Source organism: Sphingobium sp. RC1 (assembly GCF_059738765.1).
This window is the reverse complement of the sequence record NZ_AP027306.1, coordinates 2,046,157-2,070,925: the sequence shown is the minus strand read 5'-3', so window position 1 is coordinate 2,070,925 and position 24,769 is coordinate 2,046,157. Positions and strand designations below refer to the sequence as shown.

The 24,769-nt window shown below is 64.1% G+C and carries 28 protein-coding genes; 23 read left to right on the top strand and 5 right to left on the bottom strand.

The window, feature by feature from the left end:
• Positions 1-20: 20 nt before the first annotated feature.
• The 3 genes from AC6JBC_RS10180 (at position 21) to AC6JBC_RS10170 (ending at position 2,228) form a co-directional block, all read left to right on the top strand.
• The gene (locus tag AC6JBC_RS10180) at positions 21-782 is read left to right on the top strand and encodes a hypothetical protein (protein WP_498024098.1); all 762 of its coding nucleotides are present in this window, start codon (positions 21-23) and stop codon (positions 780-782) included.
• 65 nt (positions 783-847) lie between these two features.
• On the top strand, positions 848-1,495 hold the full coding sequence (locus AC6JBC_RS10175) for a glutathione S-transferase family protein (protein WP_498024097.1): 648 nt from the start codon (positions 848-850) through the stop codon (positions 1,493-1,495).
• 154 nt (positions 1,496-1,649) lie between these two features.
• Positions 1,650-2,228, top strand: coding sequence for a hypothetical protein (locus tag AC6JBC_RS10170; protein WP_498024095.1), 579 nt, complete (start codon positions 1,650-1,652; stop codon positions 2,226-2,228).
• Positions 2,229-2,284: 56 nt separating this feature from the next.
• On the opposite strand, the gene AC6JBC_RS10165 is transcribed toward AC6JBC_RS10170, so the two are convergent.
• A complete protein-coding gene (locus AC6JBC_RS10165; protein ID WP_498024093.1) occupies positions 2,285-3,214 on the bottom strand; it encodes a hypothetical protein in 930 nt (309 codons plus the stop codon).
• Between the two features lie 234 nt (positions 3,215-3,448).
• Between AC6JBC_RS10165 and AC6JBC_RS10160 the strand changes: the two genes are divergently transcribed.
• The 8 genes from AC6JBC_RS10160 (at position 3,449) to AC6JBC_RS10125 (ending at position 9,320) form a co-directional block, all read left to right on the top strand.
• The gene (locus AC6JBC_RS10160; RefSeq protein WP_498024092.1) at positions 3,449-4,783 is read left to right on the top strand and encodes a DNA-packaging protein; all 1,335 of its coding nucleotides are present in this window, start codon (positions 3,449-3,451) and stop codon (positions 4,781-4,783) included.
• 149 nt (positions 4,784-4,932) lie between these two features.
• Entirely contained in the window at positions 4,933-6,060 is a 1,128-nt protein-coding gene (locus AC6JBC_RS10155) for a phage portal protein (RefSeq protein WP_498024091.1), read from the top strand.
• 98 nt (positions 6,061-6,158) lie between these two features.
• On the top strand, positions 6,159-6,479 hold the full coding sequence (locus tag AC6JBC_RS10150) for a DUF6127 family protein (RefSeq protein WP_498024089.1): 321 nt from the start codon (positions 6,159-6,161) through the stop codon (positions 6,477-6,479).
• Positions 6,476-6,874 (top strand): HK97 family phage prohead protease, encoded by a 399-nt coding sequence (locus tag AC6JBC_RS10145; protein ID WP_498024087.1) that lies wholly within the window; start codon positions 6,476-6,478, stop codon positions 6,872-6,874. Before AC6JBC_RS10150 ends, AC6JBC_RS10145 begins: the two co-directional genes overlap by 4 nt.
• Positions 6,875-6,976: 102 nt before the next feature.
• On the top strand, positions 6,977-8,089 hold the full coding sequence (locus AC6JBC_RS10140) for a phage major capsid protein (RefSeq protein WP_498024085.1): 1,113 nt from the start codon (positions 6,977-6,979) through the stop codon (positions 8,087-8,089).
• A 123-nt stretch (positions 8,090-8,212) separates the two neighbouring features.
• Entirely contained in the window at positions 8,213-8,728 is a 516-nt protein-coding gene (locus tag AC6JBC_RS10135) for a head-tail connector protein (protein ID WP_498026049.1), read from the top strand.
• Positions 8,725-8,922 carry a hypothetical protein gene (locus AC6JBC_RS10130; RefSeq protein ID WP_498024084.1) on the top strand — a complete coding sequence of 66 codons (198 nt, stop codon included), beginning with the start codon at positions 8,725-8,727 and terminating at the stop codon, positions 8,920-8,922. The genes AC6JBC_RS10135 and AC6JBC_RS10130 overlap by 4 nt, the downstream gene beginning before the upstream one ends.
• Positions 8,919-9,320: a DUF3168 domain-containing protein gene (locus tag AC6JBC_RS10125; protein WP_498024082.1), complete on the top strand. Its 402-nt coding sequence runs from the start codon at positions 8,919-8,921 to the stop codon at positions 9,318-9,320. The genes AC6JBC_RS10130 and AC6JBC_RS10125 overlap by 4 nt, the downstream gene beginning before the upstream one ends.
• A gap of 326 nt (positions 9,321-9,646) precedes the next feature.
• Here the strand turns inward: AC6JBC_RS10125 and AC6JBC_RS10120 are convergent, their stop codons facing one another.
• Positions 9,647-9,976 (bottom strand): hypothetical protein, encoded by a 330-nt coding sequence (locus AC6JBC_RS10120; RefSeq protein ID WP_460987640.1) that lies wholly within the window; start codon positions 9,974-9,976, stop codon positions 9,647-9,649.
• A 54-nt stretch (positions 9,977-10,030) separates the two neighbouring features.
• Between AC6JBC_RS10120 and AC6JBC_RS10115 the strand changes: the two genes are divergently transcribed.
• The 11 genes from AC6JBC_RS10115 (at position 10,031) to AC6JBC_RS10065 (ending at position 19,971) form a co-directional block, all read left to right on the top strand.
• Entirely contained in the window at positions 10,031-10,438 is a 408-nt protein-coding gene (locus AC6JBC_RS10115) for a phage tail tube protein (protein ID WP_196225666.1), read from the top strand.
• The gene (locus AC6JBC_RS10110) at positions 10,435-10,746 is read left to right on the top strand and encodes a gene transfer agent family protein (RefSeq protein WP_464788333.1); all 312 of its coding nucleotides are present in this window, start codon (positions 10,435-10,437) and stop codon (positions 10,744-10,746) included. The genes AC6JBC_RS10115 and AC6JBC_RS10110 overlap by 4 nt, the downstream gene beginning before the upstream one ends.
• On the top strand, positions 10,743-10,937 hold the full coding sequence (locus AC6JBC_RS10105; RefSeq protein WP_498024081.1) for a phage tail assembly chaperone: 195 nt from the start codon (positions 10,743-10,745) through the stop codon (positions 10,935-10,937). Before AC6JBC_RS10110 ends, AC6JBC_RS10105 begins: the two co-directional genes overlap by 4 nt.
• A 79-nt stretch (positions 10,938-11,016) precedes the next feature.
• Positions 11,017-11,568 (top strand): tail tape measure protein, encoded by a 552-nt coding sequence (locus AC6JBC_RS10100; RefSeq protein ID WP_498024080.1) that lies wholly within the window; start codon positions 11,017-11,019, stop codon positions 11,566-11,568.
• Positions 11,565-13,895, top strand: a complete 2,331-nt coding sequence (locus AC6JBC_RS10095; protein WP_498024078.1) for a DUF2460 domain-containing protein — start codon at positions 11,565-11,567, stop codon at positions 13,893-13,895. Before AC6JBC_RS10100 ends, AC6JBC_RS10095 begins: the two co-directional genes overlap by 4 nt.
• The gene (locus tag AC6JBC_RS10090) at positions 13,892-14,707 is read left to right on the top strand and encodes a phage/gene transfer agent baseplate hub protein (RefSeq protein WP_498024077.1); all 816 of its coding nucleotides are present in this window, start codon (positions 13,892-13,894) and stop codon (positions 14,705-14,707) included. The genes AC6JBC_RS10095 and AC6JBC_RS10090 overlap by 4 nt, the downstream gene beginning before the upstream one ends.
• A 23-nt stretch (positions 14,708-14,730) precedes the next feature.
• Complete coding sequence (locus AC6JBC_RS10085) at positions 14,731-15,105, top strand: peptidoglycan endopeptidase (RefSeq protein ID WP_498026048.1); 375 nt, start codon at positions 14,731-14,733, stop codon at positions 15,103-15,105.
• Between the two features lie 8 nt (positions 15,106-15,113).
• Entirely contained in the window at positions 15,114-17,309 is a 2,196-nt protein-coding gene (locus AC6JBC_RS10080) for a phage tail protein (RefSeq protein WP_498024076.1), read from the top strand.
• A 31-nt stretch (positions 17,310-17,340) separates the two neighbouring features.
• Positions 17,341-17,844 carry a DUF2793 domain-containing protein gene (locus AC6JBC_RS10075; protein ID WP_498024075.1) on the top strand — a complete coding sequence of 168 codons (504 nt, stop codon included), beginning with the start codon at positions 17,341-17,343 and terminating at the stop codon, positions 17,842-17,844.
• A gap of 178 nt (positions 17,845-18,022) precedes the next feature.
• A complete protein-coding gene (locus AC6JBC_RS10070) occupies positions 18,023-19,111 on the top strand; it encodes an OmpA family protein (protein ID WP_498024074.1) in 1,089 nt (362 codons plus the stop codon).
• A gap of 311 nt (positions 19,112-19,422) precedes the next feature.
• Positions 19,423-19,971 carry a superoxide dismutase family protein gene (locus tag AC6JBC_RS10065; RefSeq protein WP_498024073.1) on the top strand — a complete coding sequence of 183 codons (549 nt, stop codon included), beginning with the start codon at positions 19,423-19,425 and terminating at the stop codon, positions 19,969-19,971.
• A gap of 22 nt (positions 19,972-19,993) precedes the next feature.
• On the opposite strand, the gene thpR is transcribed toward AC6JBC_RS10065, so the two are convergent.
• On the bottom strand, positions 19,994-20,539 hold the full coding sequence (thpR, locus tag AC6JBC_RS10060; protein WP_498024071.1) for an RNA 2',3'-cyclic phosphodiesterase: 546 nt from the start codon (positions 20,537-20,539) through the stop codon (positions 19,994-19,996).
• A gap of 193 nt (positions 20,540-20,732) precedes the next feature.
• On the opposite strand from thpR, the gene AC6JBC_RS10055 reads away from it, so the two are divergent.
• A complete protein-coding gene (locus AC6JBC_RS10055) occupies positions 20,733-21,467 on the top strand; it encodes a Bax inhibitor-1/YccA family protein (protein WP_498024069.1) in 735 nt (244 codons plus the stop codon).
• A gap of 77 nt (positions 21,468-21,544) precedes the next feature.
• On the opposite strand, the gene AC6JBC_RS10050 is transcribed toward AC6JBC_RS10055, so the two are convergent.
• Positions 21,545-22,174 (bottom strand): glutathione S-transferase family protein, encoded by a 630-nt coding sequence (locus AC6JBC_RS10050; protein WP_498024068.1) that lies wholly within the window; start codon positions 22,172-22,174, stop codon positions 21,545-21,547.
• Between the two features lie 243 nt (positions 22,175-22,417).
• Positions 22,418-24,736 carry an ATP-dependent Clp protease ATP-binding subunit ClpA gene (gene clpA, locus AC6JBC_RS10045; RefSeq protein WP_498024067.1) on the bottom strand — a complete coding sequence of 773 codons (2,319 nt, stop codon included), beginning with the start codon at positions 24,734-24,736 and terminating at the stop codon, positions 22,418-22,420.
• Positions 24,737-24,769: the final 33 nt, after the last annotated feature.

Below are 24,769 nucleotides of genomic sequence, written 5' to 3'. Positions count from 1 at the left end.
CCGGCCGCTTTTTAGTGACGATGTCTTCTCCATCCTGGTCGAAAGTGCGTGAACGCGCGGGCGGCCTGCTGTTCGCGCTGGGGTTGAACGGGTTGCTATTGCTGGCGCTGCTCACTCTGGCGCCGCGTCCCGACCTGCGCGAGGAAGACCCGCGCAACCCCGTGACCTTCGAAATGGCTGCTGCTCCTGAAGCGGCGGCGAAGAAAAGCGTTGAGAAGCGGAAAAAACGGGTCGAAGCGGCGGCGCCGAAGAAAAAGACGGAAATTCAACCACAAAAGCCGGTCCAGAAGCCATTGGTGGAACTGCCGGTTACCTTGCCACCAGTGACCGTGCCGTTCCTGCAATTGGACAGCGCGCAAATGGCGTCGGCGGACATCGGCAAGATGGCGCCGAAGGATGCTGGCGCGGGGGCGGAAGGCAAGGGCAATAGTCCGGCTGCGGCGGGACCGGGGGAAGGGCCGGGCGGCGTTCAGCTGTTTGAGGCGGAATGGTACAGGCCGCCGAGTCATGCGGAGCTGGCTAGCTACCTGCCAGCCAGCGCGCCTGCCGGAGGTTGGGGGCTGGTCGCGTGCAAGACGGTGGAGAATTTCCGCGTGGAAAATTGCCAGGCGCTGGGGGAATCTCCGCAGGGGTCGGGCTTTGCCCGCGCGGTGCGGCTGGCGGCGTGGCAGTTTCTGGTGCGACCGCCGCGGGTCAACGGCAAGTCGATGGTGGGCGCCTGGGTGCGCATCAGGATAGATTATACCCCTGCCGCGGCAAAGGGCGGCGCGGCAGGCATGTGAATTTAAGTTGCATTTTGATACTGGAATGACATGATGCGGCCCTTTCATCAGAAGGGACATTCAGAATGATCATCCATGGCGCGAGGCCATCGCCCTTTGTCCGCAAGGTTATCGTTTTTGCACAGGAAAAGGGGTTGCCGGTCGAGGTGAAGCCAGCAGGCTTTGGCCAGGGCAGCGAGATTTTTGCGCAGGCTTCGCCCTTCGGCAAGATACCCGCTCTTGAAGATGGTGATTTTCTGATCAGCGACAGCAGCGCGATCATAACCTATATGGATGCCGTCAAGCCTGATCCCGAATTGATCCCGGCAGAGCCGAAAGCGCGTGCCCGGACCATCTGGTATGAAGAATTTGCGGATACCATCGTGCAGCCTGCCGCCGTCGCGATCTTCTTCAACCGGATGGTTGCGCCCTTGGTGGGGAGGGAGCCAGATATAGAGGCTGCTGACCGGGCGGAAGCGGAGCAATTGCCGGGGATTTGCGATTATGTGGAAAGGGTCTTGCCTGACAGCGGCTTCCTTGTCGAGGATCGCTTCACTCTGGCGGATATTGCGGTGGCCTGTCCGCTTATCAGCGTGGGCTATTGCAGTCCGGTTTTGAACGCGGGCCGCTGGCCCCGGCTGAAGCAGTGGCTGGATAGCATGTCTGCGCGGCCCAGTTTTGCGGTAGCGCTGGCCGCGGAGGTCAAGCAGATCGAGATGATGAAGAGACGATGAAATAACCTATTTGGAACATTTATCTTGACATCGTCACGCTGTTCTGGCAGTTGTGTCGATATTGGGAATTGTGAGTCGCCGGAACGGTGACGCGGCAAGGGCTGGTCCGAGGGGACCGGCCCTTTTTCGTTGGGGAAAGCGGAGGGGCGAGGGGATGGGGCAAAAGGATGGCGCCAAGATGGTGCGGCGCTTTTCCGGCAAGGCCAGCGATGCGCCGGACAGGGAGTTGACGGTGCAGCGGAGCCAGCGGGGCGGGGCCGGTAGCGGGGCGCAGCTGCGCGCGGTGCGACGGGACGGCTGGACGGTCGAGCGGCGCAAGGCCTTTATGGAAACGCTGGCGGCGACGTGCAATGTCAGCGAGGCGGCGCGGGTGGCGGGCAAGAACCTGTCGAGCGCCTATTATCAGAAGCGGCGGGATCCCGGCTTTGCGCGGGAATGGGCGCAGGCGCTGGGCGTCGGCTATGCCGAACTGGAGGCGCTGCTGCTGCGGCAGGCGCTGTTCGGCACGGAAGAGGAAGAGGTAGTGCTGGACGGCGAGGGGATGGTGAAGAGCCGGAAAGTGAAGCGCGGGCATCCCAATGCGGTGGCTGTCCGGTTGCTGGTGCAACATCGGCGCGAGGCGGGGGAGAGGCTGGCGGCGGATGCGGTGGAGAGGCCGGACGGGGAGGACGCGGTGGAGCGGTTGCGGACGGCGTTGGAGAGGGTGCGGGAGAGGCGTGGGGGTGAAGGCTGAGCCATGAGGGTCGGCGGATGAATAGTCCGCCAACCCTTATGCAGCTTATGTCCGGATTATTCGGCGGCCATGCCATATTCCGGCGGCATGATCGTCGGCAAACCCGGGTCGAAGACTTTGGTCAGCAGTTGCACGAACTCCGGATCCTTCAGCGGATCGGTCGGCATCTTGAAGGCTACGCCACGGGCTCGCATTTCTGAGATCAGGATGTCGAAGACCTTTTCGTGAGTCAGATCGTCGCTGTGGTCGAGTGTGACCGACATGTCGTCCAGATCCATGAAAATATCTGCGCCCCAGTGAACTAGAAGCCGGGTTTCTTCAGCGGGCAGGCGCTCAACGACCTTGCCATCGGTCGAAATTTGCCATTGGTCGGAGGCGGGATCGCCGTGAATTACCGAGTTGATCGCCAATCCATCGACTTTGCGCATATGCGCTGGACCGCAGGCGTTCGCGCCGTGGTACATGACTTCGTTCTCGACGACTGCCCCACGGCCCCACATCGGCGCGAAAAGCTGCTTGGGCTGACCGGCCGGCCCATCTGGCCAATAGGTGAAGCCGCCGCCGATCTGCCCTTTATAGTACCAGGTCAGTACCTGAGCCTTCTTGGATTGCCACTGCCGAAACAGGCCCGTCTTCGTCATGAGGCCGATCAACCATGAGGGCGAATTCTGGTAATTGACGCCGCGGAAATCGGCTCCGTCCACATGCGGAGGTCCCCCGGCTTCAGTCGGTCCCTGAATGTTGACCAGCATCAGATTGGGGGTCGCATATTTGGCTTTCCAATAATCGCGGACCAGTTGGAGGAATTTTGAGTTGTAGAAACAATCGTCAATTTCCGGGAAAAGACTGGCGTGTCCACGGCCCAGGGTCGCACGGAAGACCGGGCTGAGGAACATGTCCCATGTTGCCACCACCCCTTCCGGAAGCGAGCCGGACGTTGTGGCGATGACCTGCTCAGGAGAGGTGAACTCCTGCGCCAGGATCAATGACCAAGGGCCTTCATGGCGCAGAACATGCAGCAGCCTTTGATATTGATCTTCCGTAAACGCGCCCTCGATGATCTGCGGTTCGGCGATCGGACGGAGGAAGCTCTGACTGTTCATGGCTAGGCCCTTCTAACAAGTTCAAATGGCTCTGCGAACGCTGCTGCGACGCATGGAGCCTCATTAGTTGACACTATTCAACGTTTGTCAAGATGCTGGCGAAGAGGGCACAAACCGATGGGTAGGATGTCGGATTTCGAGAGGCTTGCGGCCCTGCCCGATGCGGCGCGGGAGCGGGTGCTGGCGGGGCTGAATGGTGCGGCGGCGCAGGCGCTGGAACATGATTGGGAATGGCTGGCCCGGCCCGAGCAGCTGGCGCCTGAAGGAAGTTGGCGCATCTGGTTGATGATGGCGGGGCGGGGCTTTGGTAAGACGCGGGCCGGGGCGGAATGGGTGCGGCGGGTTGCGGAGAGTGATGGCGCGGCGCGGATTGCGCTGGTGAGCGCGACTTTGGGCGAGGCCCGCAGCGTGATGGTGGAGGGGCCTTCGGGGCTGCTGTCGATCGCGCCCTGGTGGAACCGGCCGATTTTTTCGCCTGCGCTGCGGCGGCTGGTGTGGCCCAATGGGGCTATGGCGCTGCTGTTTGGGGCGGCTGACCCGGAAACGCTGCGTGGGCCGCAGTTCAGCCATGGCTGGGCGGACGAGATTGCCAAGTGGCCGCAGGGGGAAGCGGCGTGGGACAATATGATGATGGGGATGCGGCTGGGGCGCACTCCCCAAGTGATGGCGACGACGACGCCGCGCCCGGTTGCTCTGGTGCGCGGGCTGGTGGCGCGGGACGGCGCCGATGTTGCGGTGACGCGTGGGCGGACGGCGGACAATGCGGTGAACCTCGCGAACGGCTTCGTGGCGGCGATGGAGCAGAGCTATGGCGCGACGCGGCTGGGGAGGCAGGAGCTGGATGGCGAGCTGATCGAGGAGGTCGAGGGCGCGCTGTGGAACCGGGCGCTGCTGGAGAGGTGCCGGGTGGCGCATGTGCCGGGCGGCGATGGCGGCGGGGCGCTATTGTCGCGGGTCGTCATCGGCGTTGATCCTCCGGCGTCGGCGCATGGCGATGCCTGCGGGATCGTGGTGGCTGGGATTGGGGGCGATGGCCGGGCCTATGTCATCGCCGATGCAAGTGTTGAGAAGGCGAGCCCGGAAAGCTGGGCGCGGGCGGTGGCTGACGCGGCGGCTGTGCATGGCGCGGACCGGGTGATTGCCGAAGCGAATAATGGCGGCGCGATGGTGGAAAGCGTGCTGCGCGCGGCCGAAGCGGCGCTGCCGGTGCGGCTGGTGCATGCGAGCCGGGGGAAGGCGGCGCGGGCCGAGCCGGTTGCGGCGTTGTATGAAGCCGGGCGCGTGCGGCATCGCGGCGCCTTTTGGGCGTTGGAGGATGAGATGTGCGGGTTGATCGCCGGGGGCAGCTATGTCGGGCCGGGGCGGTCGCCTGACCGGGCGGATGCGCTGGTCTGGGCTTTGACGGAATTGATGTTGGGGCGGCGCGGGGAGGCGCGGGTGCGGGCGGTTTGAGGAGCTTTGGTTTGTAGGGGGCCGAGGGATCGTTCCTTTTTATTGGTGAGGGCGGTTCCCCTCTCCAAGTTTCGCTAGGCGGCTGAGCGCCGCCAAGCTTCACTATCCTCTCCCCTGAAGGGGAGAGGATTTTTGTTTGTGGGGACTTCATGAAACTTTTCGGGGCGAAGGCCGCGCGTGCTGGCGCGCGGCCGGTGTTGGCGCGTGCCTGGGGTTCGGGCGCGGTGGCTTTGGGGGAGTGGCCTGCTTCTTATGAGGCGCAGGTGCGCAGTGGGGTGATCGGCAATCCGGTGGCGCAGCGGGCCTTGCGGCTGGTGTCGGAGGGCGCGGGGGCGACGGCTTTGCTGGCGAGCGGGGTTGAGGATGAGGAGCGCGCGCCGGTGCTATCGCTGCTGACGCGCTGCTCGGCGGGGCAGGGGTTGGTGGAGACATTGGCGAGCCACTTGTTGCTGCATGGCAATGGCTATGTGCAGGTGATGGTGGGGGCTGATGGCAGGCCGGTCGAGCTATATGCGTTGCGGCCCGAGCGGGTGAGCGTGGAGGCGGACGCGCGAGGATGGCCTGCGGCTTATCTCTATCGCGTGGGGGACAGCGTGACGCGGCTGCTGCCCGAGGATGGGGCGGGGCGGGCTTCGATCCTGCATTTGAAGGCGTTGCATCCGTTGGATGATCATTATGGGTTGGGGTGCGTTGGCGCGGCGGCCGGGGCGGTGGCGATCCACAATGCGGCGACGGTGTGGAACAAGGCTTTGCTGGACAACGCGGCGCGGCCTTCGGGGGCTATGGTTTACGATCCGGGTGACGGGTCGGTGATGTCGCCGGAGCAGTTCGAGCGGGTGAAGCGGGAGATGGAGGTCGCTTTCTCGGGGGCGGCCAATGCCGGGCGGCCGATGTTGCTGGAGGGCGGGCTTGATTGGAAGGCGATGAGCCTGACGCCTGCGGAGATGGACTTTGTGGGCCTGAAGGCTGCGGCGGCGCGGGAGATTGCGCTGGCTTTCGGGGTGCCGCCGATGCTGATGGGGCTGCCGGGCGACAATAGCTACGCCAATTATCGCGAGGCGAACAAGGCGCTTTGGCGGCAGACGATCCTGCCTTTGGTGGGGAAGATTTGCGGTGGGCTGGCGCAGGGGTTGCAGGGGTGGTGGCCGGGATTGTCTCTGGCTGCTGATCTGGATGCGGTGCCTGCATTGTCGGAGGAGCGGGCGGCTTTGTGGGAGCGGGTGGCTGCGGCGGACTTTCTGACGGCGGATGAGAAGAGGGCGATGTTGGGGGTTTGAGGTTCACGCGGAGGCGCGGAGACGCGGAGGGTTTTTGAGGGCTGCCTTTGGCAGCCTTTTGCGTCTGCGGGTCTTTGCGCGAGGGAGGAGTGGGGCCGATGAAATATGATGGCGAGATGCTGGCGCGGCTGGTGGCGCAGGCCGACGCGGCGCCGGGGCAGATGGACATGGTGATGATCCGTGCGCTGATCGAGGAGGCGAGCGAACTGGGTGCCGGGCGGGCGCTGGAGAGGCTGGGGCTTAGTGACCGGCGCGCAGAGAATGATGTGCGGGAGTTGCGCGAGCTGCTGTCCGCCTGGCGCGACGCGAAGAAGGCGGCGCGCGGGGCTGTGGTTAGCTGGGCGGTGCGGATCGTGATGGCGCTGGTGCTGCTGGGCGTGGCGGTGAAGGCTGGGCTGATCGGCATGGTGCGCGGATGAGTGGGGATGTTCGGTTCGCGGGCTATGCGGCGGTGTTCGATCGGGTGGATCATGGCGGCGATGTGGTGCGGCCGGGGGCTTTTGCGGGCGTGGCGGCGGGGGTGCCTCTGCTCTGGCAGCATCTGCCGGGCGAGGCGATCGGGACTGTGGAGCGGGTGGAGGAGGATGCGCGGGGCTTGCGCGTGATCGGGCGGGTTTCGGGGCGGACTGGTGCGGGGCGGGCAGCGGCGCGGGCTTTGAAGGAGCGCGCGGTGGATGGGCTGTCCTTTGGCTATCGGGTGCGGGAGGCGCGGGGGGATGCGCCGCGGGAACTGCTGGACCTGGAGCTGGTGGAGGTGAGCGTGGTGACGCATCCGATGCAGCCTTTGGCGCGGGTGATTGCGGTGGAGGGGTAGGGAAAGCCCCCTCATCCAACTTCGCCTAGCCAGCAAGCTGGCCAGGCTTCGTATCCTTCTCCCCCGTGGGGAGAAGGTTTTTTTATGTGCAAGGAGTGGTTGATGACGGATCAGTTGGAAGCGAGCTTTGATGCGGTGGTGCAGGGTGAGCGTATCGAGGCGCTGGAGGGTGAGGTTGCGGCGCTGAAAGGGGCGCTGGTGCAGCAGCAGCGGCCTGCGCTGGATGGGGTGAAGGGTGGCGTTTTCGATCCCAAGCGGGCGGCTTTTGTTGAGCGTTATGTGCGGCAGGGGCTTGAGGCGGGTGTGGAGCTGAAGAGCTTTTCCGGGGCGAGTGGCGCTGCGGGCGGTTATGCGGTGCCGCGTGAGATTGATCAGATCATCGATGCGACGCTGAAGAGCATCTCGCCTATTCGTTCCATTGCGAATGTCGTGCGGACGGGCAGCGCTGGTTATCGCAAGCTGGTGACGTCGGGCGGCATCGTATCGGGCTGGGCCAGCGAAACGGGTGCGCGGGCCGAGACGGCGACGCCGAGCTTTAACGAGATCGTGCCGCCTTATGGGGAGCTGTATGCCAATCCGGCGGCGAGCCAGGCGATGCTGGACGATGCGCAGTTCGATGTCGAAGGCTGGCTGGCGGGCGAGATTGCGCGCGAGTTTGCGGCGGCCGAGGGCGCGGCCTTCGTCAACGGCAATGGCACGAACAAGCCCAAGGGGTTCCTGACCTATACCACGACCAATGAGGCAGACAGCGTGCGTGCCTTTGGTTCGCTGCAATATGTGGCATCGGGGGCTTCGGGTGCCTTTGCCGCTACGGGGCCGGACAAGCTGATCGATCTGGTGCAGAGCCTGCGCGCGCCCTATCGTCAGGGAGCGTGCTTCGTGATGAATTCGGCGACGCTGGCCGTTATTCGCAAGATGAAGACGACCGACGGGGCTTTTATCTGGCAGCCTTCGCTGAGCGCTGGGCAGCCTGCGACGCTGCTGGGCTATCCGGTGGTGGAGGCCGAGGACATGCCCGATCTTGCTGCGGGTTCGCTGTCGATCGCCTTTGGTAATTTCCAGGCGGGTTATGTGGTTTCCGAGCGAAGCGAGACGAGCATCCTGCGTGATCCGTTCAGTAACAAGCCGTTCGTGCACTTCTATGCGGTGAAGCGGATTGGTGGCGCGGTTGCTAATTCGGAGGCGATCAAGCTGATGAAGTTCGCGGCTTCGTAAGAGGCACCCTCATCCAAGTTCGCCTAACCGGCTGTGCCGGTAAGGCTACCTATCCTTCTCCCGCTTGCGGGAGAAGGACTTTGCTGACGGGAGGGGCGGTTGGTGTTGGTGCGGGATGAGGCGATGGCGGCGGGGGCGTCGCTGGCGGAATTGAAGGATTATCTGCGGATTAGCGGCAGCGGCGAGGACGGGTTGCTGGAGGGATTGCTTAGAAGTGCGACGGCGCTGTGTGAGCAGTTTGTCGGGCAATGGCTGATCCTTGGCGAGGCGCGGGAGACGGTGCGGGCAGATGGGGGATGGCAGCGGCTGTCCGCTACACCGGTGGTGGCGATCCTGGGGGTCGACGCGGTGGGGCCGGATGGCGCGGGGCAAGCGCTGGCTGTCGATGCCTATTCGGTTGATATCGATGCTTCGGGAGATGGCTGGGTGCGGGCGCGGCCCTTGCAGGGTCAGCGGGTGCTGGCGGTGCATTACCGGGCGGGGATGGCCGAGGATGCGGATGGACTGCCCGAGCCGATCCGGCAGGGGATCGTCCGGCTGGCGGCGGAGCATTTCTCCGCGCGCGGCGGTGATGTGGCGAGCCCGCCTGCGGTGGTGAGCGCGCTGTGGCGGCCGTGGCGGCGGATGCGGCTGGCATGAACGTGGCGGCGCTGGCGCGGCTGGCCGAGGCGCGGGCGGCGCGGCGGCGTGGGCAAGTGGCCGAGGCGATGCTGGCGGCGGGGGTGGAGGATGTGCGGGTCGAGGGGGAGGCGGTGCTGTTGTCGGGGCGTGGGCTGATGCGGCGGTGGCTGGGCGACCTTGATTTGCGCGAGAGGGTGAGGGGCGGGCGATGAGTGCGGAAGTGACGGTGCGGGCGGCGGTGATCGCGGCTTTGAAGGAGGACGCGGCGTTGGTGGGCGGCCTTAATGGGCTGTTCGACGGGCAGCCGATGCGGGCAAGCGTGCCCTATGCGGTGGTGGGCGAATGTATCGCCAGCGACTGGGGCGCGAAGGATGTGGACGGGCGTGAGCTGCGGCTGACGATCGGGCTGCATGATGCCGGGCAGACGCCTGGGCGGCTGGCGGTGTTGCTGGAGCGGATCGATGCGGTGATGCAGCTTCTGGAATTTGCCGAGGGCTGGCGTATTGTGGGGGTGCGGTTGATCCGGTCCCGGGTGGTGAAGGGGCGCGATAAGGACGCCTGGCAGGCGGTGGTGGATTATCGGGCGCGGGTGGTTCGGCAAGGCGGATGATTTTCACGCGGAGACGCGGAGGCGCAGAGATGCTGCGCTGGAAAGCACGGTCATGCCTGTTTCCGAACTCCCGTCGAGACGCGACCCGGCAGGGCAGGGCCGCAATATTCCATGGCGCTTCGCGTCTCCGCGCCTCCGCGTGATTAATTCTTGCGCAGAGGCGCAGAGTGCGCAGAGCAGGAAGAGATGCTTCGGCGCGGATGGTATTGGGCTGGTCAGAGGGTTGTCACGTATCCCCGCTAACCCGGTTCTCGAGACACGGATTGTACGACGCTTCTTCGCTCGAAGCGAACGGAGGCGGCTGTGGGGAGCTTCTTTCCGGTGCCTTAGCCGCCCGGCTTGGAATAATCCTCGAACTCGCCGGTGATCTTATCGACATATTCGGCGATCTGGTCGTCGGCGTCGGCCTGGGCGTCCTTGTCGGACATGCCGGTGGATTTGTCGTCAGCGACGATGGCGGCGCGGAAGGCGGCTTCCTTGGCGCTGCATTTTGACTTCAGCGTCGACTGGAAGTCGCCGAGCGACAGCTTTTTGTCGAGCGCGGGGCTGATCTCTTTCGACAGGCACTCGGAATACGCCTTGCGGCCAGCGCCGACGGCATCGCCGTTTTGCGCCGAGGCAGCCAGCATCATCATGAGGGGAGCAGCGAACAGCATTCGAACCTCTCCAATCGCAATTCAGGCACGGTTTATCTTACAGGAGAATGCTCCATGGCAGTGGAAAAAGGAAGCGCGTTTCTATTGAAAGTGGGCGATGGCGGGTCGCCTGTCGCCTATGCGACGGTGGCCGGGATGCGGACCACGCAGCTGTCGGTGAATGGCGAGGGCGTCAACGTGACGTCCAAGGATTCCGGTGGGTGGCGCGAACTGCTGTCGGGCGCGGGGGTGCGATCGGTCAGCGTGTCGGCGGCCGGGATATTTACCGGGTCGGCAGCGGAAGTGCGCATTCGCAATCATGCGCTGGCCGGGACGATCGAGCAGTTTGAGTTGAGCTTTGAAAGTGGCGAGCGGATGCGTGGGCGCTTTCTGGTCACGCGGCTCGACTATGCGGGCGATTATAATGGTGAGCGTAATTATGCGCTTAGCCTGGAAAGCTCCGGCCCGGTGGTGTCGGAATGAGCGCCGTGAACGAAGCGCGGGGCGAGGCTGCGCTGGAAGTGGCTGGCGAGGCTTTGCGGTTGCGGCCGAGCTTTGCGGCGCTGGTGGCGGCGGAGCAGGAGTTGGGGCCGCTGTTTGAGCTGGTCGATCGGGCGGCTGCGGGGAAGCTGTCGCTGGCCGATATGGCGGGGCTGTTCTGGCATTGCCTTGCTGATGCGCCCGAAGGGCTGACGCGTGAGAGGCTGGGCGAGGCGATCGTTGAGGCGGGGCTGGCCAAGCTGTCGCCGGTGCTGAGTGGGATCATCAGGCAGATTTTGGGGGGACGATGAGCTTCTTCAAAGCGGCGTCGCGGCTGGCTGGCGTCGCGGGATGGCTGCTGGGCTGGCGGCCGGATGAGTTCTGGCGCGCGACGCCGGTGGAGTTGGAGGCGGTGTTGCGGGCGGCTCGGGGGGAGGAAGAGCTGGGTGTGGGGATGGATGTGGGGGAGTTGGAGCGGCTTAGGGGGGTGATGCCGGATTGAGGTGGGTGTGTGGGGTGAGCCCCCACCCCAACCCCTCCCCTGAAGGGGAGGGGCTTTTTTGTGGCTCCTGGAGGTGGGGATGGACGAGGAAATCGAGACGCTGGTGGTGCGGGTTCGGGCGGATACGCAGGGCCTGTCGCGCGATGTGGAGGCGATGCGGGGGGCGTTGGAGGGGCCGTTGGCTTCGGGGGCGGAGCGGGCTGGGCGGCGGATTGAGCAGGGGTTGCTTCGCGCGGTGCGGAGTGGGCGTTTTGGCTTTGAGGAGCTGAAGCAGGTTGCCTTGTCCGTGCTGGAGGAGATTGCGGCGGGGGCGGTGCGGTCTGGCGCGGCTAGTGTTGGGGGCGTTGGGGGTTCGTTGCTGACGTTGGCGGGTGCGGCGCTGGGCTTGCCGGGGCGGGCTACTGGCGGGCCGGTGTCGCCGGGGCGGGCCTATGTCGTGGGTGAGCGGGGGCCTGAGTTGTTCGTGCCGACGGCTAGCGGGCAGGTGATGGCGAATGGCAGCGGTGCTGCGCGGGACGTGCGTGTGAACATAGCCGTGCAGGGGCGTGGCGAAGGGTTCGACAATGCGCGGGTGCTGGCGCGAAGTGCGCGGCAGGTGGCGCGGGCTGTGAGGGGGGCGCTGAACGGATGAGTGGGCTGGACTATTGGCTGGCGGACGCGCGGCGGGGGCAGGAGGAGCGCTTCATGAAGCGGTTTGCGCCAACGCATTGGACGGTGAACTTCCCGAGGCCGATGATGGCGAGTGTGGTCACGACGGCGCCGGATGCTTTGCGGGTGGATGCGGTCTTTTATGGCTCGGGCGATTTGGCGGGGCTGATATGGGAGGCGGAGGACAAGTGGGGCCATCCGCTGCTGGCCTATGAGACGGCGCGGGATTTCCGGGATTGCGTGTTGCGGTTCCGCTGGCGGAGCGGGGGGCTGAAGCGGCTGGACGAGGTGCATGGGCCAACGCTGACGATTGAGGGGCGCGACGCAGAGGGCGATCCGAGGTCCTGGTATGTGCGGCTTTGGAACTATGCGAGCGGGTCGGCGGAAGATGCGCAGATTGTGCTGGATTTTGCCGATCTGGATGGCGGGTTCCTGCTGCCGGGCGAGGCTGATCCGGTTTGGGCGGGCGATGTGGATCGGATGTTCATTTCCCTTGCACCGCCGGGCTATGATGCGGGGACTACGGCTTTCGCGGCGGGCGTGGACGGCTGGGTCGAGCTGTCCAACATGCGCTGTGATGGCGCGGGATCGGTGCTGAGCGTCGGCGATGTGATGGTGCCGGAACATGGGTTGTCGATGGCGACCGGCTATGATGATTGTTTCAACCAGACGCCTGAACGGATCGTCGAGGCGATCCATGCGCTGGGCTATCGCGGCGACATCAATCATTATGTGGGGATGAGCCATTATTTCCGGCTCGAACCGCTGGGTGGTGGTTTTTATGTGAGCCTGGCGGGTGGTGTGCTGAACGCGCCTTGTGCGGCCTGGCATGCAGACTTTGCGCGGCGGGCGAAGGCTCTGGGGCTAGGGGTGATCTGGTCGCTTTCCTATGAGTTGCTGGATGCCCATTGCTGGAATGACTGGAAGCAGCGGGCGGAGAATGGTGATCCGGCGCTGACCGGATGGTCGCCGCCTTCGACTCTTTTGTCGCCTGCGCATGATGGGGCGATGAGCTATTTGCGGCTGGTGGCGGGGGCCTTTGTTTCCATTGGCTTGAGCGCCGGGATTCCGATCAAGTTTCAGGTTGGGGAGCCATGGTGGTGGGTGATGCCTGCCGATGGGCGGATCTGTATTTATGACGCGGCGGCGCGGGCAACCTTTGGCGGGAGTCCGGTGTCCATTCCAGATGTTCGCGGTGTGCTGAGTGGGCCGCAAAAGGCTCTGCTGGATCAGGCGGGGGCGGTGCTGGCGGCGTCTACGGCGGCGCTGTGTGCCTGGGTGAAGGGAATGGCGCCGGGGGCAGTTACGCATTTGCTCGCCTATCTGCCGACGGTGCTGGACCCGCTCGCGCCGGAGGCGAAGCGGGCGAACATGCCAGTGGGGTGGGCTGCGCCAGCCTTCGATGTGTTGCAGTTGGAGGATTATGACTGGGTGACGGAGGGGCGACCCACGCGCACGTCTCGAGGGATCGAGGTGGCGACAGCGCGGCTCGGCTATCCGGTGGAGGAGCAGCATTATTTTTCGGGCTTCGTACTGCTGGGCGAGCAGGCGGCGCAGTGGCGGCAGATTGCTGACGCGGCGGAGGCGGCGGTGCGGCGGGGGACGGCGGCGACCTTTGTCTGGGCGCTGCCACAGGTGGCGCGGGACGGCTTCACCTGCTTCAGACTTCAGGGGGATGATGACATGCAAGCCTTTGACGATGTGGCTTTTCCGATCGCCATCGGGCGGGACTCGAGCCTGTCGCCTGCGTTCTCGACGCAGGTGGTGGAGAGCCCGTCCGGGCATGAGCGGCGGAGCAGTGATTGGGCAGATGCGCGGTTGTCCTTCGATGCGGGGCCGGGGGTGCGATCGGAGGCGGACATTGTGGAGCTGATCGCCTTTTTCCGGGCTCGGCGTGGGGCGGCGCGGGGGTTCCGCTTTACCGACCCCTATGATGATCGCAGCTGTGCGCCGGGGATGGCGCCGGGCGCGCTGGATCAGCGTCTGGGGACGGGGGATGGCGTGCGAACGGAGTTTCCGTTGCAGCGCTATTATGGCGAGGGTGAGGAGGCGCAGGTGCGGCGGATCACCCGGCCGGTTACGGGAAGCATTCGCGTGGCGGTGGATGGCGTCGAGCTGATGAGTGGCTGGAGCCATGCGGGGCTGGGCATCATCGCGTTCGACGAGGCTCCGGCGGAAGGGGCGCTGCTGACGGCGGGGTTCCGTTTCGACGTGCCGGTGCGCTTTGCCGAAGACCGGCTGGACATCAACCGCGCGACCTTTGCGGCGGGCGAGGCACCTTCGGTGCCGCTGGTGGAGATTCGGGAATGAGCGGGTTGGAGGTTTTGGACAGGCCGTTGGCGACGCTGGCTTTCTGCTGGCGGCTGGAGCGGCGGGATGGGGTGACCATCGGGCTGACGAGCCATGACCGCGATCTGGAGATTGGGCATGTGCGGTATCGCGCCGCGCCAGGGATGACGCCTTCGGCCATTCGCAGCGGGATTAGTGCTGAGGCGGGCGATACCGACTTGCAGGGCGCGCTGATTGCGGATGCGATCAATGAGGCGGATTTGATGGCGGGGCGCTGGGACGGGGCTGCGCTGGAGTTGCGGCTGACGGAGTGGGACGCGCCGGGCGAGATGTGGCTGATGCTGGCGAAGGGCGAGATTGGGAGCGTGGCGCGCAAGGGCGGAGCGTTCACGGCGGAACTGGTGGGGGCGATGGCGGCGCTGAAGGCTCCGGTTGCGCCCTCTACTTCGCCTGATTGCCGGGCGCGGCTGGGAGGCCGGCAGTGTCGTGTCGATCTGGCGGGACGGCGGAAGGTCGTGGCGGTGTCCGCTGTCGATGATGTGGAGGTGAGTGCGGCGGGGTTAGCGGTGGGCGTCTATGCCTTTGGTACTTTGCGGTGGCTGACGGGCGCCAATGCCGGAGCGGTGCAGGCCGTCGTGGATAATGGCGCTAGTGGGGTGACGCTGGCCGATCCGCCATGTTTTGCGGTGGCGGCGGGGACGCTGGCGCTGCTGACGGAAGGCTGCGACCGGCAGCTGGACACATGCCGCACCCGCTTCGCCAATGTCGTGAACTTCAGGGGTGAGCCATACTTGCCGGGGACGGACCTTCTGACGCGTTATCCGGGAGCGTGAGCGGCGAACAAGCGAACCGGATCGTGGCGGCGGCGCGCGATCTGGTGGGGGTGGCTTTCCGGCTGCAAGGGCGCAGCAGGACGAGCGGCATTGATTGCGTCGGGCTGGCGGCTTTGGCGCTGGCGGAGGCGGGGCATCGGGGTGCCGCGCCGCGAGGCTATGGGCTGCGGTCGGGTGATGCGGCGTTGGCGCGCGACTGGCTGGAGCAGGCGGGTTTGCAGGCGGTTGAGCAGGGGCAGGCGGGCGACCTGGCGCTGGTGCGGCCGGGGCCGTTGCAATTGCATCTGATGATTTTGGTCCCCGGCGGGCATGTGCATGCCCATGCGGGACTGGGGCGCGTGGTCGAGACGCCGGGGCCTTCGCCCTGGCCCATCATCGGCCATTGGCGGGTGATATAGGAGCAGACATGGCGACTTTAGTGCTGACGGCGCTGGGCACGGCGATCGGCGGGCCGTTGGGCGGTGCGATCGGCGGGCTGATCGGCAGCAGTCTGGATCAGGCGGTGCTGTTCAAACCGAAGGGGCGCGAGGGCAGGCGGCTGACCGAGTTGCAGTTGCAGACATCAAGCTATGGCGCGCAGATCCCGAAGCTCTTCGGCACGATGCGGGCCGCCGGTTCGGTGATCTGGGCGACCGACCTTAAGGAAAAGCGCAACAGGAGCGGCGGCGGCAAGGGGCGGCCGAGCGTTACCAGCTACAGCTATTCGGCCAGTTTCGCCGTCGCATTGTCGGCGCGCAGGGTGCGAGCGGTGCGGCGCATCTGGGCGGACGGCAATTTGCTGCGCGGCGTGGGCGGGGATTTCAAGTCGGGGTTGAGCGCGTTCCGCCTGCATTTGGGCGGCGAGGATCAGGCTGCCGATCCGCTCATCGCTTCTGCGGAGGGTGTTGACCGGACGCCGGGGCATCGGGGCGTCGCCTATGCGGTGTTCGAGGATTTGCAACTCGCCGATTTTGGGAACCGCATTCCGTCGCTGACCTTTGAGGTGGAGGCGGATGACGGGGTGGTGACGATCGCGACCGTGGCCGTGGATCTGAGTGGCGGCGAGCTTGCTGCCGCCGCAGACGGAAGCGTCGATGGCTTCGCGGCGGGCGGAGCTGATGTGATTGATGCGATTGGTCCGCTGGTGGAGGCATGGGACCTTGCGTTTGTTGCTGATGAGGACGGACTGCGGCTGACCGGCACGGGGGGCGATGAGACGGGTGGTGAGATCGGCGCGGGCGCTCTATGCAAGCGTATCAATGGCCGTGCCATCGATGCCGTCGAACAGTCGGGGGAGAGCGCCGATGCGGTGCCGCTGGCCCTGTCGCTGCGCCATTATGATGCGGCGCGGGACTATCAGGCGGGGGTGCAGCGCGTCAGTCGGCCGGGCGCAGGACGGGTCGAACGCGGGATCGATCTGCCGGTCACCATGTCGGGCGATGCTGCGCGCCGTCTGGCGGCCCGTCATCTTGGTCATGACTGGACGGGCCGATCGGCCATGACGCTGCGTTGCGGATGGGAAGCGCTGCGCCATGAGCCCGGTGATCTGGTGACGGTCGAGGCCATGCCGGGCCGCTGGCGGGTAGAGGAACGGGAGTGGGAAGCTATGGCCGTTCGGTTGGCGCTGCGGCGGGTGCCGGGGGCGGGGGGCGTCCTGCCTGCGGGAGCGTCCTCCGGCGCGATCGTGCGGCAAACGGATGCGCCGCATGGACCTACCATATTGATGCTGACTGACCTTCCACCGCTGCGGGAGGCGGCGGCCACCGCGCCGTTGATCGCTGCGGCGGCCAGTGGCGGGGAAGGGTGGAGGAACGCGGCCCTGTTCGTGATGAGCGATACAGGGGAAGCCAATCCGGTCGGCCGCACCGCGCCCCGCGCCGTGATGGGGGAGGCCGACGAGGCGTTGGGGCCGGGGAACAGCGCCCTGATCGATCTGGTCAACAGCCTGCATGTTACGCTGCTGGCGGCGGACATGGAACTGGGCGACGCGGACGAGGCGGCTTTGGCGCAGGGGCGCAATCTTTGCATGGTTGGACGGGAGCTTCTGCAATTTTCCCGCGCGGTGCAGACGGGGGCGGCGAGCTTCCGGCTGAAGGGACTGCGGCGGGGATTGTTCGGGACGGAATGGGCGATGGGTGGGCATGTCGCTGGCGAGCCGTTTCTGCTGATCGAGGAAGAGCGGCTGGCCGAACCTTTTGCAGGTTTGGGCAATGGCGAGATCGGTAGCACATTGCGGCTTTCGGCGGTCGGGATTGGCGATGGGGAGCCGGTGGAGGCAGAGATGACCGTCAGCGGGGAAGCGGTAACGCCGGTGGCGCCCGTTCACCTTCGCGCCGTTGCCGACGGGTCGGGCGGATGGAATCTGAGCTGGGTCCGGCGGAGCAGAAATGGCTGGCGCTGGATCAGTGGGGCGGATGTGCCGTTGGGCGAGGAAAGCGAGCGTTACGAACTGCGCGTGCTGGCGGATGGCGCCCTGATGCGCCGGGTCGAAACCACATCGCCGTCATGGGCATATGACGCGGACGCATTCGACGCGGACGGCGGCGGCGCATTGACGATCGAGGTGCGGCAGATCGGCTCTTTTGCTCTGGGACGGCCGACGCGGATCGTCCTGCCGCTTTGATAATCGAAAATTGGAAAAAGGAAGTTCGATCATGACGAGCGATGCGACGCCCCGCTGGGCCTTGCCCCACCTTTTCGCCGGGCAGGCACAGAAGGAAGTCTTTCACAACGAGGCGCTGGCACGGATCGACATGCTGCTGCATGGCGCGGTCGAAAGCGCGGACGAGGATGTGCCGCCAACTTCGCCCGACGACGGCCAGTGCTGGATCGTGGCGGATGGCGCTTCAGGAAGCTGGTTCGGGCAAGATGGGTCGGTCGCCTGCTGGACAGGGGGTGGCTGGCGGTTTGCCGCCCCGTGTGCAGGCTTGACGCTGTGGGTCGTGGATCGAGGCCATATGATGTATTTCGATGGCAGCGATTGGCAGGATGCAGCGGTGCGGGGCGACGGCTTCTATGTCGGGGGCGAGCGGGTTGCGGGAGCCCGGCAACCGGCCATAGCCAACCCCGTGGGCGGAAGCTCCATCGACAGTGAGGCGAGAAGTTCCCTGGTCGCGATATTAAATGCGATGCGCAGTCACGGACTGATCGAACCATGACTTGTGGCATGTCCGGCTTTTACAATAGAGGTGCACGGAAATGCTTAGGCTACCGGGCTTCTGGAGGCGGGTGATGCATTTGAGCAACAGTTTCACCAATTGTGGACTTGCCATGAAACTTTCTTGCCGATACATGGTTTCAGCAGTCCTTCGTGACACTTTTGAAAGGGGAATTCAAATGCGGAAGCTTGCCCTCGCGGCTGTGCTTGCCTCCTCCGCCCTGGCCACCCCGGCCCTGGCGCGTGATAACAGCTGGTATATCGGTATCGATTCCGGCGTTACCATCGTTGAAGATCAGGACATCACTTTCACCCCCGGTATCGATCCGACGACTGGTCTTGGCACTGCCAGCACCACGCTGGAAAATGTCGATTACCACAAGGGTTGGGACGCTGATGCGGTCATCGGTTACGACTTCGGCGGTTTCCGTCTTGAAGCCGAAGCTGGTTACAAGCGCGCCAAGGTTGACCTGGACAACAGCGGTTTCGGCGGTTCCGCGTCGGCCCTTTCGTTCATGCTGAACGGTCTGCTTGACTTCGGTTCGGACGATGGCCTGCAGGGCTTCGTCGGTGGCGGCGTCGGCGTTTCGCGCGCCAAGCTGGCCAACGACCTGGTGAACGACAGCGACACCGGCTTCGCCTGGCAGGCGATTGCGGGCGTTCGTTATCCGCTGACCAACAATGTTGACGTCTCGCTGAAGTATCGCTTCTTCAACCAGGACAACATCGACCTGGTTCCGGCCTTCACCACTGCGGTGGGCGTGGCCGGTGGCGATGTCACCACCAAGCTGCGTACGCACAGCCTTCTGCTGGGTCTGACCTACAACTTCGGTGGTGAACCGGCTGCTCCTCCGCCGCCCCCGCCGCCTCCGCCGCCGCCCCCGCCGCCTCCGCCGCCGCCTCCGCCGGTCGCTGAGTGCAGCCCTGGGCCGTACATCGTCTTCTTCGAATGGGACAAATCGGACATCACGCCTGACGCCGCCACCATTCTGGACAACGCGGTTTCGGCCTACAGCAACTGCGGCAGCGCCCAGGTCATGCTGGCAGGTTATGCGGATCGCTCGGGTTCGGCATCGTACAACGTCGGCCTGTCGCAGCGCCGTGCTGACGCGGTCAAGGCCTACATCTCGTCGAAGGGTATTCCTGACGGCGTGATCACGACCCAGGCGTTTGGTGAATCGAACCCCCGCGTCGAAACCGCCGACGGTGTTCGCGAACTGCAGAACCGTCGCGTGGAAATCACTTACGGTCCGGGTTCCGGTCAGTAAGCAAGATTTCCATCTTCGCGGATGGAACTAGGTTGAGGGGCTGGTCGAAAGACCGGCCCCTTTTCCTTTGCGGTGATCAGGCGCATCGACCAGCGAGCGGGTGTATCTTCACCATCTGGCCGTCAGCGTTGGGGAGATCGCTACTATATGCGCAACAAATGGCATCTTGCCGCGTTCGCCAGTGAGAGTGCGCCGCATTAGATCAAACGCGGGATGCGCACTTGGTTATTTGTTGCCACGTTGGCTTTGCCGAATACAGTTTCCCGCTTTTGCGCACGATGTTTTGATTTTTCACCGGGAGTGCATTGATCATGAAAAACGCCCTAATCGTCTTTGCGCCTCTCGCACTTTGCCTTACGGCCTGCACGAGCGGGGATGGCGGGGCTGTGAATTCCGCGTCAGCCGGGGTGCCAAATGCACGCGCCGTCTTGCTGGCTGCGGACGGGTCAACTCGGGGCGAAGCGAAGGTTACGCAAGCGACGGACGGCCTGCATGTCGATGTTCGGGCAAGCGGGCTCACGCCTGGTGTTCATGCGGTCCATATCCACATGACCGGAACATGCACGCCGCCCGACTTCACCAGCGCGGGCGGCCATTGGAATCCAACCGCGCGCCAACATGGCCGGGATAACCCGGCAGGCATGCACATGGGAGACATGCCGAACCTGACCGCGGGTCCGGATGGGACTGGGCGAATGGAATTTGTGGTCTCCGGCGCGACCTTGCGCGGCGGAACCGATGCGGTCCTGGACGCTGATGGTGCCGCCATCGTGATCCATGCGCAGGCGGATGACAACAAGACTGATCCTGCGGGTAACGCAGGCGGGCGCATCGCCTGTGGCATCTTGTCCGTCGGTTGAAGACGGCGGGCGGAAGAGGATTTCAGAGAGCGGAGGGGTCGGCGGGATATACCGCCGCCATCTCATAATGCGCTCCATTCTGCGTCAGGTGGCTTTCGAAAAGGGCAAATTCATCCACCAGAAATGGAGGACTGGAAAGTCCGGCATGATAGGTCAGGAACCCGTCCGTGCTGCCTGCGTCACGGCCGAAGCGCGCCAGAGTGATGTGCGGCAGGTAGGCGCGTTGCTCAGCCGGAAAGCCCGCCGCGACACAGGTGCGGTCGATCTTTCGATGGAGTTGGTCGAGCGCATCGTGAGGGTGAACGGCTGCCCATAATGTGTCGGTTCGCCCTTTGCGCTCGAACTGTCCAAGGCCGGACAGGGAGATTGCGAAAGGAGCGAAGCGCACGGCTGCCAGCACCTCGGCGAGGTCGTTGGCCTGGTGCCGGTCGGCGTTTCCGACAAAGCGCAACGTCAGGTGCAGTTGATCCTCGCTCTGCCATCGCGCGCCAGCGATGCCGCTCATCAATGACAATAAGCGCGCCCGGATCGGCTCAGGCGGGCGAATGGCGACGAACAAGCGGTGCATGAGGCCATTATAGCGAGCATGGGGAATTGTGTCAGCGGAAGCGGAGGAAGGGTGGAGTAGGTGCGCTGGAAGAGAAAGCCGGGAAACCATCCTACGTCGTTGGAGCGTTCCAATCGCTCTTCCCTTGAATTAGCGGCCAGATATCGCGATAATAGCGATGTCGGCGGAGTGCGCCGGTGAAGGAGATTATCTCATGGCCAATTGGTCTGACCCCCGCTCGAACATTGCCGGTTTCGGCGGGACGACGGTTGCGCGCGGCGAGGCTTTCGACGCTGGCCTGCGCAGCTATATGTTGTCGGTTTACAATTATATGGCGAGCGGCGTGCTGCTGACGGGCATCGTTGCCATGCTGTTTGCGTCGAGCGGGCTGGCTTATCAGATCCTGGCTGGCCCCGGCATTCTCAAATATGTGATCATGCTCGCGCCGCTGGCGTTCGTGATGATCATGAGCTTTGGCATCAACCGTCTGTCGACGGTTGCTATGCAGGCCATGTTCTGGGCCTATGCCGCAATGATGGGGCTGTCGCTCTCTTCCGTTCTGCTGGTTTATACCGGTACTTCGGTGGCGCAGACCTTCTTCGCGACGGCGGCGGCTTTCGCTGGCCTTAGCCTGTGGGGCTACACGACGAAGAAGGATCTTTCGGGCTTTGGCACCTTCCTGATCATGGGCGTGGTTGGCCTGCTGGTCGCGTCGCTCATCAACCTGTTCCTGCGGTCGAGCGCCATGGACATGGTGATCAGCTTCATTGGCGTGCTGCTGTTCGCGGGCCTGACCGCTTATGACACGCAGAAGATCAAGAGCATCTACGCCCACGTTGCGGGCACGGACATGATGGGCAAGTCGGTGGTGATGGGGGCGCTGAACCTCTATCTCGACTTCATCAACATGTTCCTGTTCCTGCTGCGCTTCATGGGCGATCGCCGCTGATCGCGACTTTGTAGACGAATTAAAAAGGCCCGGTGGAGCGATCCGCCGGGCCTTTTGCTATGCAAGGGTTTGAGGGTTCAGGCCGGTTTCTGCATCTGGGCGATGAGGGCGCCGTCTAGTTCCTTCTGCCGCTTGTAAGCGGGGCGCTCGCGCAGGCGGGCGGCGTAGGTTTCGAAAGCGGGGCGGCTGTCCATCGTGCCGAAGCTCAATCCCCAGTCGATCTGGGAGCCGACATAGACGTCGGCCGCAGTGAATTGGCCTCCGCAAATCCATTGATCGCCCGACACGGCCTGTTCCAGCGTTGCGAGAGTCTGATCATAGTTGCCGTAGCCCATGGAGCGTTCGCGGTCTTCAGGAACGGTGAGGCCCATCGCCTTGTTGGAAACAGCCGCTTCGACCGGGCCTGCCGCGAAGAACAGCCAGCGATAATACTCCGCCCGCCGATCCGGCGGAGGCGCCAGGGCTGCGGCGGGGAAAGCGTCGGCCAGATAAGCGCAGATCGCGGCGGCTTCCGTCACGACCTTGCCCCGATGGACGATGGCGGGAACCTTGCCCATTGGATTGATGGCGAGATAATCGGCCGCCTTCATGGTGGTGCCATAGTCCAGGATGATCATGTCATAGGGCTGGCCAACTTCTTCCAGCATCCAGCGTGCGATCTGCCCGCGCGACATGGGGTTTGTGTAGAAGGTGATGTCTTTGGCCATGTTATTCTTCCCTCGTGAGGAATTTGCGGGCGCCAGATTGGCAAATGCTGGTGGTGTCGGCCAATGGAATTTTGATTGTGGGGGTGGCCGTTTCAGATCGACTTTGATGTTGCGCTTGCCCACCCCCTAACCCCCTCCCGCTTGCGGGAGGGGGATGCGATACTCCTGACGCTCGCAGGTTTTGCCCAAAAAGAAAGGGCGGCCGTGGGGAGCCGCCCTTTCATATCTCGTGCCTTGGCCTGCTTACTTCGCCGATTCCGCGGGCTTCGCCTTGCCACCCTTCTTGCCCTTTTTCGGAGCGGCCGGGGTGATTTCAAAGGCCAGCGCCTCGTCCTTCAGTCGGACATGAACCTCGCCGCCATGGACGAGCTTTCCGAACAGCAGTTCCTCGGCGAGCGGCTGCTTGATCTTTTCCTGCATCAGGCGGCCCATCGGGCGGGCGCCGTAGAGCTTGTCATAGCCCTTCTTGGTGAGCCAGCCCTTGGCATCATCGTCCAGCGTGATGTGGACGTCGCGGTCGGCCAGTTGCAGTTCGAGTTGCAGCACGAACTTGTCGATGACCCGCGCCACGATCTCCGGCGGCAGATAGCCGAAGGGAACGATGGCATCCAGACGGTTGCGGAATTCGGGGGTGAAGAGCTTCTTCACCGCATCTTCCTGCACGTCGTCGCGGGTCAGTTCGCCAAAGCCGATGCTTTCTTTCGCCATGTCCGACGCACCAGCGTTGGTGGTCATGATGAGGATGGTGTTGCGGAAGTCCACCGTCTTGCCATGGTGATCGGTCAGGCGGCCATTATCCATCACCTGCAACAGGATGTTGAACAGGTCCGGATGCGCCTTCTCGATCTCGTCCAGCAGCAGGACGCTGTGCGGATTCTGATCGACCGCATCGGTCAGCAGACCGCCCTGGTCATAGCCGACATAGCCCGGAGGCGCGCCGATCAGGCGGCTGACCGAGTGGCGCTCCATATATTCCGACATGTCGAAACGCTGGAGCGGAATGCCGAGCAAATTGGCGAGCTGACGCGCAACCTCCGTCTTGCCGACGCCGGTGGGGCCGGAGAAGAGGTAGCTGCCGATCGGTTTTTCCGGATCGCGCAGGCCCGCCCGCGACAGCTTGATCGCGGAGGACAGTATCTCGATCGCCCGGTTCTGGCCGAAGACGACACGCTTCAGGTCGGTGTCCAGCGAGCCCAATACCGACTTGTCATCTGCTGACACGGTCTTGGGCGGAATGCGCGCCATGGTCGCGATGACCTGCTCGATCTCCTTGGGGGTGATCGTCTTCTTGCGCTTGCTGGGCACCACCAGCATCTGCATCGCGCCGACTTCGTCGATCACGTCGATGGCCTTGTCGGGCAGCTTGCGGTCGTTGATGTAGCGAGCCGACAGCTCAACCGCAGCCTTGATCGCATCAGGGGTATAGCGGACGTTGTGATGTTCCTCGAAAGCGCTACGCAGCCCGGCGAGAATCTTGATCGTGTCCTCGACCGTCGGTTCGTTGACGTCGATCTTCTGGAACCGGCGCAGCAGGGCGCGGTCCTTTTCGAAGTGATTGCGGAACTCCTTGTAGGTGGTCGAGCCGATGCAACGGATCGTGCCGCCCGACAAGGCGGGCTTGAGCAGGTTGGACGCATCCATCGCGCCGCCGCTGGTTGCGCCAGCGCCGATGACGGTATGGATCTCATCGATGAAGAGCACCGCGTGCGGCATCTTCTCCAACTCGGTCACGACCGCCTTCAACCGCTCCTCAAAGTCACCGCGATAGCGCGTACCCGCAAGCAGCGCGCCCATGTCGAGCGAGTAGATCACCGCTTCCTTCAAGACATCGGGAACTTCACCCTCGACGATCTTGCGCGCCAGACCCTCCGCGATGGCGGTCTTGCCGACGCCGGGATCGCCCACATAAAGCGGGTTGTTCTTCGACCTGCGGCACAGGATCTGGATGGTCCGATCGACTTCGGCCGCGCGGCCGATCAGCGGGTCAACCTTGCCCCGCATCGCCTTCTCATTGAGGTTGACCGTGAACTGCTCCAAGGCACTGTCCTTCTTGCCCTTGCTGTCCTGCGCCTTCTTTTCCTCTTCCGGGGCGCCCTTGGCGGCGCTCTGTTCGGGAGCGGCAGTACCCTTGCCGACACCGTGGCTGATATAGCTGACGGCATCGAGACGGCTCATGTCCTGCTGCTGGAGGAAATAGACGGCATAGCTCTCCCGCTCGGAGAAAAGCGCGACGAGCACATTCGCTCCCGTCACTTCGTCCTTGCCGGAAGATTGCACGTGCAGGATGGCGCGCTGGACCACGCGCTGAAAACCGCTGGTGGGTGAGGGGTCGCTTGACCCTTCCACTTTCAGGCTGTCGAGTTCACTGTCGAGATATTGGGTGACGGCGTCGCCAAGTTCGCCAAGCTCTACACCGCACGCCTGCATCACCTTCGAAGCATGCTCGTCATCGATCAACGCCAGGAGCAGATGCTCCAGCGTCGCATATTCGTGGCGGCGCTCCGACGCATGGGTCAGCGCGTTGTGCAACGTGGTTTCAAGGGCGGGTGCGAAAGATGGCATTTCTATTCTACTCCTGAGCCCCAAGGAGGGGCT